This window comes from Tardiphaga sp. 20_F10_N6_6 (assembly GCF_052076045.1).
Lineage (GTDB): Bacteria > Pseudomonadota > Alphaproteobacteria > Rhizobiales > Xanthobacteraceae > Tardiphaga > Tardiphaga robiniae.
The window spans coordinates 2,117,824-2,134,292 of sequence record NZ_CP197239.1; the positions used below are offsets into that span (position 1 = coordinate 2,117,824).

Consider the following 16,469-nt stretch of genomic DNA (forward strand, 5'->3'; position numbering starts at 1 on the left):
CTCGCAAAGAATGCGGTTCACGAGTGAGGGTTCCGCAAACCATTACTTTCGCATTGGATGCGCTTTGCTTTCAGCAATGTGATGGGATGGCATAAAACGTGCTGATCACCGTAGCAACGGCCGTGTTAGCGACGCCTCGTCGCGCCGTAAAGTGACGAACAAGTGAGAGTTTTCAGGTTCTTGTGGCGCAACCGCAAGATATTACCGCAACCCGGCCAGTCGTCGCAAACCACGTTTTCGGTTCGTGATTGCATACTGAGTGATTTTTGTCACACAGAACGGCTCAAATATCCAGCTGGGCTGGATATGTGCCTGATTGTGGTACAGAATTAAGGATTATACCGGAATCAATTATGGACTTTGTACCACGTGCTTGATCGTCGTCCCCTTGAAATCTTTCTGGCTCAGCCGCGCGGCTTCTGCGCGGGCGTCGTGCGTGCCATCGAGATCGTAGAGCGTGCTCTCGAACGCTACGGGGCGCCGGTCTATGTCCGCCATGAGATCGTCCATAACAAATACGTAGTCGAGAGCCTGAAGGCTAAGGGCGCCATTTTCGTCGAGGAACTCTCCGAAGTACCTCCGAATGCCATGACCGTCTTCAGCGCCCATGGCGTCGCCCGGAGCGTCGAGGAAGAAGCGGCTACCCGTGGCTTGCCTGTTTTGAATGCAACTTGCCCGCTTGTTACCAAGGTCCACAACCAGGGCAAGCGGTACATGTCCAAGGGCCGTAAGGTCATCCTGATCGGCCACGCAGGCCATCCGGAGGTCGACGGTACCATGGGACAGGTACCCGGCCCGGTTTACCTTGTTCAGAGCGTTGAGGACGTGAAGACGCTAACGCTGCCACCGCAGGAACCGGTCGCCTATATCACCCAGACGACCCTCAGCGTGGATGACACCAAGGACATCATTTTGGCCCTGGAACAGCGTTTCAGTGACATTGAGGGCCCCGATACCCGCGATATCTGCTATGCAACACAAAACCGCCAATCTGCGGTAAGAGACCTCAGCAAACTTGTGGACGTCATCCTGGTCGTCGGGGCGACCAACAGTTCCAACTCGAACCGGTTGCGCGAAATCGGCACCGAAGTCGGTGTCGCAAGTTACCTCATTGCCGATGGCAGCGAACTCAACCCCGCCTGGTTGAAGGATGCGCGTGCCGTAGGCATCACGGCTGGCGCATCCGCGCCAGAAGTGCTTGTAGATGACGTGATCGAGACCTTACGGCGGATCGGACCGGTTGCGGTGTCGGTGTTGCCCGGACGTGAAGAGAATATCGAATTCAAGCTACCCGCCGAACTGACCGCGGTTCGATCCACCTTCGTCACGATGTGATGCGCAGAGAGAAAATTCGAAATGGCCATTCCGTTTTTTAAAGAAATGAAGATCGGCTCCTATCTGTTGAAGAAGAAGCTGACTGGCCAGAAGCGCTATCCGCTGGTGCTGATGCTGGAGCCACTTTTCCGCTGCAACCTGGCCTGTGTCGGCTGTGGCAAGATCGACTATCCGAACGCTATCCTCAACCGCCGCATGTCGGCGCAGGAATGCTGGGATGCCGCCGATGAGTGCGGCGCGCCGATGGTTGCGATCCCGGGCGGCGAGCCGCTGATCCACAAAGAAATCGGCGAGATCGTGCGCGGCCTGGTCGAGCGCAAGAAGTTCGTCTCGCTCTGCACCAACGCGCTGCTGCTCGAGAAGAAGCTCGACCTGTTCACCCCATCGCCCTACCTGTTCTTCTCAGTGCATCTCGACGGTCTCAAGGATCATCACGACAAGGCCGTGTCGCAGGAAGGCGTGTTCGACCGCGCCGTGTCCGCGATCAAGGCTGCCAAGGCGCGCGGCTTCGCCGTCAACGTCAACGCGACCATCTTCGACGGCCATGCGGCCGAGGACATTGCCAAGTTCCTCGACTACACCGTTGAGCTCGGCGTCGGCGTCTCGATGTCGCCGGGCTATGCCTATGAGCGCGCACCGGATCAGGAGCACTTCCTGAACCGCACCAAGACCAAAAAGCTGTTCCGCGACGTCTTTGCACTCGGCAAGGGCAAGAAGTGGAACATCATGCATTCCGGCCTGTTCCTGGACTTTCTCGCCGGCAACCAGGAATACGAGTGCAAGCCGTGGGGCATGCCCGCACGCAACATCTTCGGCTGGCAGAAGCCCTGCTACCTGCTCGGTGAAGGCTACACCAAGACCTTCAAGGAATTGATGGACACCACCGATTGGGACACCTACGGCACCGGCAAGTACGAGAAGTGCGCCGACTGTATGGCCCATTGCGGCTACGAGCCTACCGCCGCGGACGAAGCCATCAGCAACCCGTTCAAGGCCATGTGGGTGGCGATGCGCGGCGTGAAAACGTCGGGCCCGATGGCGCCGGAAATCGACCTTACCAAGCAGCGTCCGGCACAGTACGTGTTCTCGTCGGAAGTGCAGAAGCGCCTGTCGGACATCCGCAAGGAAGAAGCTGTCGCCGCTGCCGCCAAGGCAGAGGAAAAGGCGCAGAAGGCTTCGACCGCCGCCTGAGCAATTTCAAGCTGAATATAAAAAAAGGGCGCGATGCAGATCGCGCCCTTTTTCTTTGAAAGATTGAATTCGCGAGACGCCCGGCAAACACCGCCAGAGTAGCGCTCAGACGTCCGCGGAAACGAGGTTCGTGTGCCCGAGCAAATAGCTGCGGCAGTCCCGCAGGCTGCGTAGCGCGCGATTGAAGTCGCGCCCGGTCGAAACCAGCGCCCGAATCACCAGCGGATTGCGGGCAATGCCGCGCAGCACCTTGCGCAGATCGACATCACCATTGGGTTTGATCGCAGTGGTGGCGATTTCCGGCAGGGCGCGATGGGCGGGATCGCTGACGACGCGCAGTGCGGCGAACGGCAGTCCGGCCATGGCGGCAAATTCAGCGGCGATGTGGCTTTCCATATCGACGGCAGCGGCGCCGAATTCCGAGCGCAGTGCGGCCTTGCCGGCCTGCCCCGTCACGACCTTCTCGACACCAACCAGCCCGCCACGAAACACCTTCTGGCGGCCGACGCCGGCACCGGCGATCAGTTCGTCGCTAAGGATCTCAGACGCTGACCAACGGCTGTTGCCGGCCACCACTTCCGTGGCCACAACGACAGCGCCTGATTTGAGATCGGGATCGAGACCGCCGGCGACGCCGAAGCTGATGACGCCGCGGATGGTGGCAGGGTCGAAGTCAGCCAGCAGGCTGCGGAGCTGGACAGGGTCACTTGAACTGCAAATCACGGTCATTCCCGGCCCGGCAGCGATCTTCGCTTCCTGGACCAGCCCCGTGACGATCAATACCGGCCGCGGGTCGGTTGTATCGCCCGCGGTCGAAATGCCCCCATCGCCCAAAATCACATCCCAACCCCTACCGTCTTGCTGTTGGTGCTCTTCAAATTCCGGAACCGCGCCAACGCCCAGAGCGGAAAGAATTTCGAGTAGCCATGATAACGCAGATAAAACACGCGGGGGAAGCCGGTAGCCGTGTAACGGGCCTCCTCCCAGAGTCCTTTTTCCGTCTGTGTGTCCATCAGGTACCGCGTTCCACTGGCGACAGCCGGATTATCGACCTCGCCTGCCGCCATCAGGGCAAGCAAGGCCCATGCCGTTTGCGACGACGTGCTCGGGGCCGCCTCGAATCCCTTGTAATCGAGTCGGTAGCTGACCGCATCTTCGCCCCAGCCGCCGTCCTCGTTCTGGATCGACAGCAGCCAGGCCACCGCCTTGCGGAACGCCGGATCCTGGTGGTCGATGCCAACAGCATTGAGAGCGCACAGCACCGACCAGGTGCCGTAGATGTAGTTCAGGCCCCAGCGGCCATACCAGGAGCCCTCCGCGAGCTGGGTACGGCGCAGATATTCCACACCGTCTGCCAGCGGCTTCGAGGTTTCGACGGTGTCGCCAAGCTGCGCCAGCATTGAGACGCAGCGCGCGGTGACGTCCTCGGTCGGCGGATCGAGCAGCGCGCCATGGTCCGAGAACGGGATGTTGTTGAGGTAATATTCGAGGTTATCGACCTCGAACGCCGCGAAACCGCCGTCGCTGCTCTGCATGCCCAGGATCCACTCCCGACCGCGATCGAGCGCAACGTCGTATTCCTTGCCACCAGTCTGACGGCGCGCGCGGTCCATCGCCATCATCACCACGGCCGTATCGTCGAGATCCGGGTAATAGGCGTTGTTGTACTGGAACGCCCAGCCGCCCGGACGCAGGTCCGGCCGCTTCACCGCCCAGTCGCCCTTCACGTCGAGCACCTGCTTCGTCGCCAGCCAGTCGAGCCCTTCTTTCGCCGGACCGAACGCTTCATCGCCGCCGGTCTCCAGCATCGCATGCGCGGTCAGCGCGGTGTCCCACACTGGCGATACGCAAGGCTGGCAATAGGCTTCGACCTCACCGACAATCAGAAGTTTGTCGATACCGCGGCGCTGGATGGCGCGGGGCGGATAGTCGGCGGGGAAGCCGAGCACTTCATACATCATGACCATATTGGCCATCGGCGGATAGATCGCGCCGAGACCGTCTTCGCCGTTCAGGCGCTCCTCGCAGAACTCGACGGCTTTCGCGATCGAATGGGCGCGGAGTTTCTTTGGGAAATACGGTTCGGCGGCGCGGAGCAGAATATCGATACCGGTGAAGAAGGCGAACATCGCGCGACTCTGATGCGGCGCGCGTTTAATGCCACCGATCCTGGATGGATCTTCCAGGAACAGCTCGTCGATGCCGACGCCCTTCTTGTTCTGCGCGCGCGGCTTCAGCGCTGCGAGCACCATGAGCGGCACGATCGTGGTGCGCGCCCAGTAGGACATCTTGTTGAGGTGGAACGGAAACCACATCGGCAGCAGCATGATCTCGACCGGCAGCACCGGAGTGGCGCGCCACGAGAGGATGCCGAACATCGCCAGCAGGAAGCGCGTGAAGACGTTGACGTTGACGGCGCCGCCGCGCGAGCGGATCGCTTCGCGGGCGCGGACCATATGCGGCGCGTCGGTCGAATCGCCGATCATCTTCAGCGCGAAATACACTTTCACGCTGGCGCTCATATCGAAGTCGCCGTCCTGCACCAGCGCCCAGCCGCCATGCTTGCCCTGGGTGCGGCGCAGATAGTTGGCGATCTTGCCTTCAAGCTCGGCATCGACGGGCTCGCCGAGGTAGTGCCGCAACAACACGTATTCTGACGGGATCGTGCCGTCGGCTTCGAGCTCAAATACCCAATGGCCGTCAGGCTGCCGGAACTTCAGCAGGCCCTGCTTAGCCGAAGCGATGCTCGTCTCGAGCGCCGCGTTCTGAATTGTGATCTCTGGACTGACCGAATGCATCTCGCTCGCCATATCTCCGTACTCGTCGTGAATGATCGTCTGGCTGCGCAACGGTCAGCGCATCGCCAGAACGAGATCGGCCGCGCGGTCACCCGACCGCACCGATCCCTCAATAGTCGCCGGCAGACCGGTATCGGTCCAATCGCCTGCAAGAAACAGGTTCTTGAAATCGGTGCGCGTGCCCGGACGCAGGGCATCTTGGGCAGGCGTAGCCGCAAAAGTAGCACGGCGCTCGCGCACGATCTGCCAGGCGGGCAGCGGCGCCTGGATATTCGAAATCTTGCAGATCTCGTCCCAGATCTGTTGCGCAAACTGTTCGCGCGGTGTGTTCACGAAACGGTCGCCATTGCTGATCGTGATCGACAGGCGATTGTGGAAAGCAAACAGCCATTCCACCACACCGCCGACAACGCCAATCAGCGGCGCGTGGCCTGCTGGCGGAACATAATTGAAATGCGCATTCACGATCGCGCGGAATTCGGTCGGCGTCTTCACACCTGGCAATAGCGACTTCGCGGCCCATGGCGGAACAGCCATCACGACGACATCGTCCGCGCTAAGCGTGATGACGTCTTCAGCGCCAAACTTCAGCTCGGTGACGCGATCACCACTCATGGTGTAACCGCGCAACTCATGGCCAAAATGAACGCCTGCGCCCTTGGCACGCAGCAATTCGATCGCAGGCTCGACCAGAACATCGCTAAGACCAGCGCGCGCGATCAGCGGGCGGCACGCCTGGCCGCCTGCCAGCAGCGTTTCGCGCACGATGGCGCCGGCCAGACCAGCCGACCCTTCCGGCGGATCGACATTGAGCGCGGCCAGCAACAGTGGCTGTACCAGACGATCGTAGAGGACGCCTTCACAGCGAATGGTATCGCCGACCAGGCGACTATTCGATGACCAGATCAGCGGCGACAGCGCGAGATAATCGGCAACTGATGTGTCCGGGACGCGGCGCGTCTTGTCGAACAACCATGTCGGGATCTTGCCATCGCCGAGATCGAGCTGCCAGCGCTTGCCGGTTTTGGCATCGGCAAATGCGAATTGTGCCCGCTGCGGACCAACGAGCCCGGCTTCGGTGCCGATCGACTTTACATAAGCGACGACATGGCTGTTGCCCGACAGAACCAGATGGTTGCCGTTGTCGATCTGGAGCTGTGTCTGCGCGTCGAAATACGACCGGCAGCGGCCGCCGGCCTGCTGCGTCGCCTCATGGACGTGGACCTTGAAGCCGGCATTGACGAGACGCACGGCGGCCGACAGGCCGGAAACGCCGGCACCAATGATATGAGCGGTCTTTTGCATCAGATGATCGCGTATCGCAGCAGGATCGCTATCTTGGAGGCCTTGCCGAGACGAACGGGGTCGCGCGGCAAAGCAAAGCCGCGCGCCACCAGCAATTCCAGGATGGCGTGATAATATTTCGACATGATCCGCGGCGCGCGCACCACGCGGCGCTTGTTACGCGCCATGATCTCGTCGGATTTTTCGAAATGCGCCTGCGCCCGCTTCACCAGCGGCACACAGACCTTCGGCAATGCCGGGCTGGCGCGCACCACGTCGGGATCGCTCGACGTGATGCCGGCGTGATAGAGCAGCTCACGCGGCAGATAGAGACGACCGATACCGGCGTCTTCGTCGATATCGCGCAGGATATTGGTGATCTGCAGCGCACGGCCGAGATGATGCGCAAGCAGAATGCCATCTTCGTCCGGCATGCCGAACACCTTCACCGACAGGCGTCCGACGGCACTGGCAACACGATCGCAATACAGATCGAGCGTTGCGTCATCGGGCGCGCGAATATCTGCAGGGATATCCATCTCCATGCCGTCGATGACGGCGATGAAATCCTCCTTGCGCATGCCGAATTGCTTGATTGGCCCGGCATAGTCGCGCACACGCGCCGGCGGATTGCCTGCATAGAGCGCATCGATATCTGCGCGCCACTGCTGCATGTCGGCGAGCCTGACGTCGCGCGGACCATCGGAATCCGCGATATCGTCGACCTGACGGCAGAAGCTGTAGATCTGGAACATCGCATCGCGCTGGGCACGCGGCAGAATGCGCATCGCGGCATAGAACGAGCTGCCGGCAGCAACGCCCTGAACCTCGCTCTGAGATTCGCTATTATTCACCTGGCTCGTCATCTGGTTCATGCGCCCGGCGTCGTCGAACGAGGCATCGGCGCGCTGGTGGTGGCGCGGCGCCACAGCCCGCCGGCAATGCCGGCTAGCGCGTAGCCAGCCATGCTGGCCTTCGAGAGATGGACCTTCTCACTCAGCGGATCGCGCAACTTCAGCATCTTCAGGATCTGCCAGGCAAAAGTCTCGATGACGGCCACATCACAGCCCAGCCGGACGTCGGCGATATGGACCGTCAGTGTCTCGCTCTCATGCATCAGGGTCTCGGTCTTGGCGACCAGCTCGCGAATACAGGCCAGCAGCGCCGGCGACGCCTTCGCCTGCTTGAGATCTTCCACCGAGGCCCCGTGCCGGTCCAGCGTGTCCTGCGGAATGTAGACCCGATCGAGATCGCGATAGTCGTTGCCGCAATCCTGCAGGTGATTGTTGATCTGCAAGGCCGCGCACAGCGCATCCGACGCCGGCCAGGTGGCTTTGCTTTCGCCGTGCACGTCGAGCATGAAACGTCCGACCGGCATCGCCGAGAACGAACAATAATGAATGAGCTCATCCCAGTCGGCGTAGCGCAGCTTGGTCACGTCCATCCGAAAAGCTGTCAGGACGTCGAGCGCATGACGCGGGGGCATCTCGCGCATCTGGAGCGCCTCGCGCAGGACGACGGCTTCGGCCTGGCCGTCACCCTGACCGAGCAGGTCGGCCTCCAGCTCGTCGAGCAGGGCCAGTTTCGCCGGCGCATCGAGCAGCGCGTGATCGGCAATGTCGTCTGCGGTCCGGACGAAATTATAGAAGGCAAGAATCAGCGCCCGGTGGCGCGGATGGATAATCCACGACGCGACAGGAAAATTCTCGTCACGATCGGTCTTGCCGGATCGCAGTTCGCTCGCAGGGGTCATCCAGAACTGGCTACGTTGGATTTGAACAGGGTGGCTCGGGGGCCGCCAAGGTCCGGTAATACCGGCAGGCGGGGTCGGCCGCGAGCCCCCATATAGGGCAAATTGGCCGGTGAAACCAATGCCAATATGCCACTTTCGGCCGCAGCCAGTGCCGGGCCGGATCACGTCTTGGCGGGCTCGCGGCGAGACCAAAACGGCGCCACGAGCCCGGAATCTCGCATTAGGGCGGGGTTATTGGCCGTGGCTGACCAGCACGTCGTTGCAGGCCTTGCTGATCTTGGGGCGGTTTTCCTTCAGGCAGGACAGAACAACGAGGTCGCCCTGATCCATGACGGCGCGGCAGAGCTTCTGCACGTCGCGGGTACAGGCCTTCTGCTCCGCGTCGGTGCCGCTGCGGGGCTGGTTTTGCTGGGCCAATGCACCGGTCGAGGCAGATGCGGAAAGCACGGACAGTACCAGGAGAAATTTACGCATTGTCTTCCTTCAGTATGGTGACGAGATCACAGCCCGTGTGGTGCATAGCATAAACTGAAACATTCGCATCGCCGGGAAGGCTTTATCTTCAGGCACATCGGCGAATTCGCGGCGATGGATGCAATCAGGACACAGAACATTCCCGCCCCCACAGACACGAATAAATGCGGCGAAAACTTGCGCATATGGCCGCACTGGCTGCTGGACCGGCCGATGCCACCCCCGCAGGACAAGATAAGGTTTTAGGACAATTGTTCAGACGCGCATCACCTCCGCCCGTTCCGCTCCGGGAACCTTCGCGCTTGTGGGCGGTGACATGTTACTTTTACAATCGTCCAATTATGATCGCTCTATTGAACCTAAAGATGTGCAGCGACACTTAAGCTTCGATGAGGCGCGGCATAACTCGGTTACACAGCGCTATTTTGGGAAAACTTACATGACATTCCATTCTGCAAAGCGGTTCGGGCACGCCTTCAAGGCCGCTGGCGCTGGCGCGATCCTGCTGCTGTCGGTATCCGCAGGCCATGCCCAGTCCGGACCGTTCGCCGGCTTCGACGGGGCCTGGAGCGGTACCGGAACGGTCTCCATGTCGGACGGCTCCTCGGAGCGCATTCGCTGCCGGGCGACCTACAAGGTGGATGGCGGCGGCAGCGCCCTGGCGCAGACGCTGCGCTGCGCCAGCGACAGCTACAAGTTCGACCTCTCCAGCAATGTCACCAGCCAGGGCAACAACGTGTCCGGCAGCTGGAGCGAAGCCAGCCGCAACGTCTACGGCAATCTGGTCGGCAAGGCGGGCGGCGGCCAGATCGACGTCTTCGTCGAGGCCGCGGGCTTTGCGGCCAACATCACGCTGACGACCCGCGGCAACAAGCAGTCGGTGTCGATCAGCTCCAAGGGCGAAATTCGCGGCGTTTCGATCAATATGGTCAAGAGCTGACGCCGGCTTGCACACCTTCACAAAAAAGCCCCCGGAGCGATCCGGGGGCTTTTTTGTTGATCGTCCTGCTGGGGCGTAGCTGACTACTTCTCTTGCTTCGCCAGAACCGAGCTGCCGGTGAGACGCTGCTGCAGATTGATCAGCCACATCGCGGTCGGGCGCAGGATGAACAGGTCGGCCACCAGTGCCGCGACCATCGAGAAGGCGCTGAGCCAGCCGAACAGCCGCAGCGACGGCAGATCCGAGAACACCGTCACCACGAGGCCGCAGGCCAGCACCACCGTCGTCAGAATCAGCGCGGGACCAACGAGCACAGTCGCACGCTCGACGGCGATCGCGGGATCGGTGCCCGGCGTGTCTTCCAGCCGCAGCCGGTTGAGGAAGTGAATCGTCGCGCTAAGGCCGAGGCCGAATGACACCGTGAGTGCCACCACACTAGCGAATTGCAGCCCCTCCCCGAGCAGCCACAGCACGAAGCCGGCCAGCACCACCGGGAAGATGCCCGGCAGAATACAGGCCAGCATCACCACCCACGAGCGGAATGCGAGGCCGATGAAGACCGCGACCAGACCGAACTCGATGGTCAGGCCGTGATTGAGCTTCTCGATCATGCCGGCGCTGTTACGCGCCGCGATCGCCGAGAGGCCGGTCACCGCGATCTCATAGCCCGGGTGCTTGGTGCGAACGGCATTCAGCGCATTGTCGAGCTTGTCGACCACCGGCAGGATCTTGCTCGAATCGCTGTCGGGCACACGGCCAGACACCACCACCGCCGTCTGATCCGCGGAGATGAAGCGGCGCACCAGATGCTCAGGGATGACGCTGACATATTCCTTCAGCGTCGCGACATCCGACGAACCGGCCTTTTCCGCCAGCCAGCGCCGCAGCGTTTCCAACGACCAGACATTGCCGACACCCGCCTGCTTCTCGACCATGGCGTGGACTTCGGCGATGGTTGCCAACGTGTCCGGCGAATAAAGATCCGCGCCCTTCGGAAACTCGATCAGCACGTCGATGGGATTGGCGCCGGTCAGCTTGGCGTCGAGCCGTCCGCTGGCCGCAACCGCCTGCTCCTTGTCCGGCACCTGATCGGCCAGCCGATAGCGCGGCTCGAGATTGGCGTAAACGATCCCGAGACCAACGACGACGACGAGCGAGATCAGGCTGAACAGACCAGGACGACCGACCATGCGCACCGCGATCCAGTAACAGAAGGCGCGCAGCGCCTGCACGCCGGCATCGGCGGTCTGAAACTTGGCGGCGAAGATCTTCTCGTTACGCACCAGCAGCACGCCGAACACCGGCACCAGCGACAGCACCGCGACCAGCGCGATGATGGTCGCCGTGAGACCGGCCTCGCCGAAGGCGCGGATCAGGTCCGAGTCGGAGAACTGCAACGCCAGGAACGAAATGCCGGCGGTGCCATGGGTGAGGACGCAGGCCGGACCCACGACACGAACCGCATTCGTAAATGCCGAATACTTGTCCTCGCCTGCAATCAACCGGTCACGCGCCGCGAAAGTGAGCTGCATCGAGTCGGCAAAACTGATCACCATGATCAGCGGCGTCATCACATTGAGGAACATGTTGAGGCTGAAGCCGGCCCAGCCGAGTGCGCCGAGCGACAACAGGATCGCCAGCAGCGGCGGAAACGCCGCGATGATCATGAACGAGATCTTGCGGAAGAAGATGATCGCAATGACGCAGCCGGCGAGAATACCGGCGATGTTATAGATCAGGCCGTCGCGCTCGACCGCATTGCGGATTTCGAGCTGCATCACCGGCACGCCCGACAATTCCTTGGTCAGACCGCTATTGGCCAGGTCCTCATTCATGGTCTTGCGGATATCGGCAACTACAGTGCTGAGCTTGCTGTTGCTGACCACGGCCGGGTCGAGCGACAGCACCACCAGCGCCAGAGTTCCATCGTCGGACAAAAGCTTGCCGCGGATCAGCTCGTTCTGCTTCACCGTCTCGATGAACTTGTCGTAGTCGGCGCCTTCAGGAAGATCGTTGGGAAACAGCGCTGCCGGCAACTTGCCGGGGGCCGGCGTCTGACGCGCCGAGAAGATCGAGATCAGCCCCCGCACGCCATCGACCAATTGCAGGTCGGTGACAAGGTCGCGCATCTTTCCAAGATTGTCGCGCGCAAGCAGCGTCTTGCCTTCGAGCACCACAAGCACGTCGAACTCGGTGGACGGGAAGCGCTTCGTCACTTCCTCGTATTGCTTGTATTCCTTGCTGTCAGAACGAAATAGCTGGCTCAGCGAATCGTCGATCTTGATGCGCTGGATGCCAAAGATCGCACCGATCACCAGCGCGAGCAGGATCACGCAAGACAGCACCGGTGCCTTCACCGCGATCAGACCGATGCGCTCGAGCCCGAAGGCGATGCTGATCGGCCCCTTGCGCAATTTATTCATATCCGCGTCGTGGGGGGGAACCGTATCGTGCATACCCTGTCCAGTCCTGTCGTCAGCGGCGTCTGCCTAGCAAGCGTCGCGGGCAGTAGTAAGGCTGGAATCGGCGAGACCGAACAGCGCTAGCCCTTGAAAACATGCGGTAAATTTGCCGCGGGCAGATGTAGCAGGTCTGTATGACACATCGCAAGGCGGCGAGCGCGCCGAGGTTGCGTTTCAGGTCACAAAATGGAGCGCAGAGGCTGTTGTTTCATGCTGGTGCAACGAGCGGTGCTACCAGTTGCAGACCGCTTTCGTCTTTCAAAGCCACACCGGTCATGTTGCGATTCAGCCCTTCGCGCGCCAGCCAGGCAATCTTGCTCGCTGCCTCCTCGAAGGACAGACCGGCCACCTGGATGTTCGACACGCAGTTGCGCGCAGCGTCCGTCAGACCCGGACGCGGTGCGAAGGTCAGGTAGGCGCCGAGACTCTGCGGCGCCGAGAGACCCGGACGTTCGCCGATCAGCATGATCGTCATCCGGGCCCTCAATAACGCACCGATCTCGTCGCCGAGCGCGACTCTGGCGCCGCCGGCAACCACGACAGCGCCGATCCCGACCCCCGCCAATTTGGGCATTAAGGCACCCAGCAGGCCAAGCGCGTGCGCATTGACCGCAGCCGGAGACAGGCCGTCCGCAATCACGATCACCAGATCGCACGCGGCGCTGTCGCGCCCTTCAAGCAACTCCCGTGACTCGCGAGACAGTCGACGGCCGAGATCGGGGCGCTTGAGATAATCGGCCCGATCCGCGACCTGGCTCGTCACGACCCGCGCATTCGTCCCCTGCCCGGCCAATACGGCCGCGATGGCTTCAGCCTCAAAGGGCGCATGGACCGCGTCACGTGCGCGGGCATGATCGAGCGTGAAATCAAGCAGGGCCCGCGTGGTCAGACTGGCTCCGGCCCGGCCGAGCCCCACACGCGCCGGGGTCAGCACCCGCAGCTCCGCGAGAGAACGCTGCGGCACTGGCGGCGTCACGTCATTCTGATCTGTCATGACGCCAGTCTATCGCTCATTCGGCCGGAACGGCAGCGTCCTGCAGTTTCAGCGAATAATAGGACGCGTTGGTCTGACCACCGGATGCATCGCGGGCAAAGTTGATCAGGTGGTGCGCCACCATGATCCCGCTGATGAGATACTCGATCTCGCCGCGCGCCAGTCGCCGGAATGCGAATTTCCAGAACGCCCGCTTGTAGTCGCCGAGCACGCCAACCTTCCAGAAGATGTTGCGCAGCATGACCAGCCCGAGCCGGATGCTCTTCCAGGTGAGCATGGCGCCGATCGGCGGCTTGATGCGGTTCGGATAGGTATGGCGGATCTGGTATTCAAAGCGTTCGAGCAGTTTCTCCGGCACATAGGCGCTGCCCATGGCGCGCCGCCAGCTTTTCACAACGTCTTCATAAGGCAGCAGGAAATCGACGTTGGAATCGCGGCCTTCGTCCTCGTTCAGGCGTCCTTCCTTCTTCAACCTGTCCCAAAGCGGCGTCTGCGGCAGCGCCTGCAGCAGGTTGATGGTCAGAAGCGGAATCTGCGACGTTTCCACGAACTCGAGCAAATGCTGGCCGGTCTCGGGCTTGTCGGTATCGAGGCCGAGGATGATGCCGGACACGACTTCCATGCCAAAGCTGTTCAGCGTCTCGATCGCCTCCATGATGGGGACCATCATGTTGTGATCTTTCTTCATCGCCTTGAGGGCGACGGGATCGGGCGTCTCGATGCCGCAGAAGATCGTGCCGAACCAGGCTTCACGCATCAGCGAAAGGATTTCCGGCCGCTTGGCGATGTTCAGCGTCGCCTCGCAGGACAGGCGCAAGACAAAACCGGTCCTCTTCTGCCATTCGACCAGATGCGGCAGCAGATCGAGTGCGGCCTTGCGGTTGCCGATGAAGTTGTCATCGACGAAATACACCGAGCCCATGATGCCGCATTCGAGCAGCTTGTCGAGTTCGGCGGTGATCTGCTCAGGCGACTTCAGGCGCGGATTACGACCGTACAGACCGGGGATATCGCAGAACTCGCACTGATATGGACAGCCCGAAGAATACTGGATGCTGCCGAGGAAGTAGCGCGGAATATCAGCCAGTTCATAGGCCGGAATCGGAAACCTGGTCATGTCCAGACGGTCGGTGGTCTTCAGCACGACCTGCTGGTCCGGGCGCGACGTATCCTTTTCCAGGATATCGATCAGTTGATCGGTGGCATCACCGAGTTCGCCGATATGGAGATAGTCGAAAGCCGGGTAGTAATCGGGGCATGACGAGACCGACGGCCCTCCGATCGCCACCGGAAGATCGTAGGAATGCGCGCGGTAGCAGATGTCGTTCATCTGCGTACGCTGGATGTGCATGCCTGACACCAGCACCACTTCGGCCCACAGGAAATCATTAGGCGTGGCGGCGCGAATGTTCTCGTCGATAAAACGGACTTCCCAGTTCTCGGGCATGTAGGCGGCAATCAGCAGCAAGCCCTGGGGAGGCATGAAGGCCTGAACGCCGTCGGTCAGAGGATATGAATATTCAAACGTGCCAAATGAAGACGTGTATCGCGGAAAGACGCACAGAATGCGCCGGACCGTCTGCCTGCCCTCAGCTCTCATCAAAATTCCTCTGTGAATGCATCAGCGGTCCCCATAAGCGCTGAACCTTCAATAACGTCGCCGAGCTAAAACCGTTCCACTCCTGCCGAATACTTTGAGCGATCTAATCACGACGTCTGAATCTGGGCCAGAATTTCTTCAAGATTGTGGCAGGCGGTGACAAGGTCGTGACCAGCTCCGCGCAAGTGCACACAAAGCGCCAAGCCTTATGACGGTTTATTGACGTCAGGCGATCAGACGTGCGGCCAGATCGGGCAGCAGGCCTTCGCGGTCGCAAATGCGAAGGTCCGCTCCGGAGAGCCCGACCCGTTGCAGCCAGTCGTCGAATTCCGGTGCGCGTTTGAGCCCAAACAGGTCGCGGATATAGAGCGCATCATGAAATGACGTCGACTGGTAGTTCAGCATCACGTCGTCGGCGCCCGGCACGCCCATCACGAAGGTCACACCCGCCGCAGCCAGCAGCGTCAGCAAATTGTCCATGTCGTCCTGATCGGCTTCGGCATGGTTGGTGTAACAGACGTCGACGCCCAGCGGCAGGCCGAGCAGCTTGCCACAGAAATGATCCTCCAGGCCGGCACGGATGATCTCCTTGCCGTCATAGAGATATTCGGGGCCGATGAAGCCGACGACGCTGTTCACCAGGAGTGGATCGAACGCCCGCGCAACTGCATAGGCCCGTGCCTCCAAAGTCTGCTGATCGACGCCGTGATGGGCGTTGGCCGACAGAGCCGAGCCCTGCCCGGTCTCGAAATACATGACGTTCTGGCCGAGCGAGCCACGTTTCAGCGAGAGCCCGGCGGCATGAGCTTCTTTCAAGATCGCCAGATCGATGCCGAAACTTTTATTGGCGGCTTCGGTCCCGGCGATCGACTGAAACACCAGATCGACCGGGGCGCCCTGGTTGATCAGATCAAGGCTGGTCGTGACATGGGTGAGCACGCAACTCTGGGTCGGAATATCCAGCTTGGTGATGACATCGTCGAGCAGCCGCACCAGCCCGCCCAGCACTGCAGGATCGTCGCTTGCCGGATTGATGCCGATACAGGCATCGCCGGAGCCCAGCATCAGCCCGTCGAGAATGGATGCCGTGATGCCCCTGATATCGTCGAATGGGTGGTTCGGCTGCAACCGCACGCTCATGCACCCGCGCAACCCGATGGTATTGCGAAAGCGCGTGATCACCTCGCACTTCCTGGCCACCAGGATCAGGTCCTGATTGCGCATCAGCTTCGAGACTGCCGCCGCCATCTCCGGCGTGATGCCGCGGGCGACGGTCTGAAGGACTTGCGGCGTGGCCGCGTCTGACAGCAGCCAGTCACGAAAGCCGCCGACGGTCAGCAATGAGATCGTGGAGAATGCGGCGGCATCATGCGTATCGACGATAAGACGCGTGACCTCATCGTCCTCGTAGGGAACGACCATTTCCTGCAGGAATTGCGTGAGCGGCACATCCGCCAGCGCCATCCGCGCCGCGATCATCTGCTCGGCGGTCTCGGCTGCAATTCCGGCCAACCTGTCGCCGGATCGCGGCGGCGTTGCCTTGGCCATGAGGTCGCGCAGATCCGCGAAGACATGCGTATGGTCACCGATGGCGTGGCGATAGATCATGGCCGGATTGTTGGATATTCGCCGGAGGCT

General features: G+C 61.1%; 13 protein-coding genes. 3 read left to right on the forward strand and 10 right to left on the reverse strand.

The annotated features are described in order from the left end of the window. Positions 1–369 precede the first annotated feature (369 nt). Together ispH and hpnH are read left to right on the forward strand one after the other, a co-directional pair. Positions 370–1,335: a 4-hydroxy-3-methylbut-2-enyl diphosphate reductase gene (ispH, locus tag AB7813_RS10400; protein ID WP_439064414.1), complete on the forward strand. Its 966-nt coding sequence runs from the start codon at positions 370–372 to the stop codon at positions 1,333–1,335. A 21-nt stretch (positions 1,336–1,356) separates the two neighbouring features. Beyond that, positions 1,357–2,526 carry an adenosyl-hopene transferase HpnH gene (gene hpnH / locus AB7813_RS10405; RefSeq protein WP_439064415.1) on the forward strand — a complete coding sequence of 390 codons (1,170 nt, stop codon included), beginning with the start codon at positions 1,357–1,359 and terminating at the stop codon, positions 2,524–2,526. Positions 2,527–2,631: 105 nt separating this feature from the next. On the opposite strand, the gene AB7813_RS10410 is transcribed toward hpnH, so the two are convergent. The 6 genes from AB7813_RS10410 to AB7813_RS10435 all read right to left on the reverse strand — a co-directional run bounded on the left by AB7813_RS10410 (position 2,632) and on the right by AB7813_RS10435 (position 8,835). After that, on the reverse strand, positions 2,632–3,366 hold the full coding sequence (locus AB7813_RS10410) for a phosphorylase (protein ID WP_093756529.1): 735 nt from the start codon (positions 3,364–3,366) through the stop codon (positions 2,632–2,634). After that, positions 3,363–5,336, reverse strand: coding sequence for a squalene--hopene cyclase (shc, locus tag AB7813_RS10415; RefSeq protein ID WP_439083116.1), 1,974 nt, complete (start codon positions 5,334–5,336; stop codon positions 3,363–3,365). The genes AB7813_RS10410 and shc overlap by 4 nt, the downstream gene beginning before the upstream one ends. Positions 5,337–5,378: 42 nt before the next feature. Then, entirely contained in the window at positions 5,379–6,629 is a 1,251-nt protein-coding gene (gene hpnE, locus AB7813_RS10420) for a hydroxysqualene dehydroxylase HpnE (protein WP_231079998.1), read from the reverse strand. Then, positions 6,629–7,483: a presqualene diphosphate synthase HpnD gene (hpnD, locus tag AB7813_RS10425; RefSeq protein ID WP_374725736.1), complete on the reverse strand. Its 855-nt coding sequence runs from the start codon at positions 7,481–7,483 to the stop codon at positions 6,629–6,631. The genes hpnE and hpnD overlap by 1 nt, the downstream gene beginning before the upstream one ends. Then, positions 7,480–8,361: a squalene synthase HpnC gene (hpnC, locus tag AB7813_RS10430; RefSeq protein WP_068735856.1), complete on the reverse strand. Its 882-nt coding sequence runs from the start codon at positions 8,359–8,361 to the stop codon at positions 7,480–7,482. The genes hpnD and hpnC overlap by 4 nt, the downstream gene beginning before the upstream one ends. 231 nt (positions 8,362–8,592) lie before the next feature. Further along, positions 8,593–8,835 carry a cysteine rich repeat-containing protein gene (locus tag AB7813_RS10435; protein ID WP_068735855.1) on the reverse strand — a complete coding sequence of 81 codons (243 nt, stop codon included), beginning with the start codon at positions 8,833–8,835 and terminating at the stop codon, positions 8,593–8,595. Positions 8,836–9,274: 439 nt separating this feature from the next. Between AB7813_RS10435 and AB7813_RS10440 the strand changes: the two genes are divergently transcribed. Further along, complete coding sequence (locus tag AB7813_RS10440) at positions 9,275–9,775, forward strand: hypothetical protein (protein ID WP_184518503.1); 501 nt, start codon at positions 9,275–9,277, stop codon at positions 9,773–9,775. 83 nt (positions 9,776–9,858) lie between these two features. Here AB7813_RS10440 and AB7813_RS10445 read toward each other — a convergent pair whose 3' ends face one another. The 4 genes from AB7813_RS10445 to eutB form a co-directional block, all read right to left on the reverse strand. After that, positions 9,859–12,198, reverse strand: a complete 2,340-nt coding sequence (locus AB7813_RS10445) for an efflux RND transporter permease subunit (protein ID WP_231079997.1) — start codon at positions 12,196–12,198, stop codon at positions 9,859–9,861. Between the two features lie 247 nt (positions 12,199–12,445). Beyond that, complete coding sequence (gene eutC, locus AB7813_RS10450; protein WP_439064417.1) at positions 12,446–13,231, reverse strand: ethanolamine ammonia-lyase subunit EutC; 786 nt, start codon at positions 13,229–13,231, stop codon at positions 12,446–12,448. Between the two features lie 16 nt (positions 13,232–13,247). Beyond that, positions 13,248–14,831 (reverse strand): B12-binding domain-containing radical SAM protein, encoded by a 1,584-nt coding sequence (locus AB7813_RS10455; protein ID WP_093756536.1) that lies wholly within the window; start codon positions 14,829–14,831, stop codon positions 13,248–13,250. 225 nt (positions 14,832–15,056) lie between these two features. Beyond that, entirely contained in the window at positions 15,057–16,439 is a 1,383-nt protein-coding gene (eutB, locus tag AB7813_RS10460) for an ethanolamine ammonia-lyase subunit EutB (RefSeq protein WP_439064419.1), read from the reverse strand. Positions 16,440–16,469 lie beyond the last annotated feature (30 nt).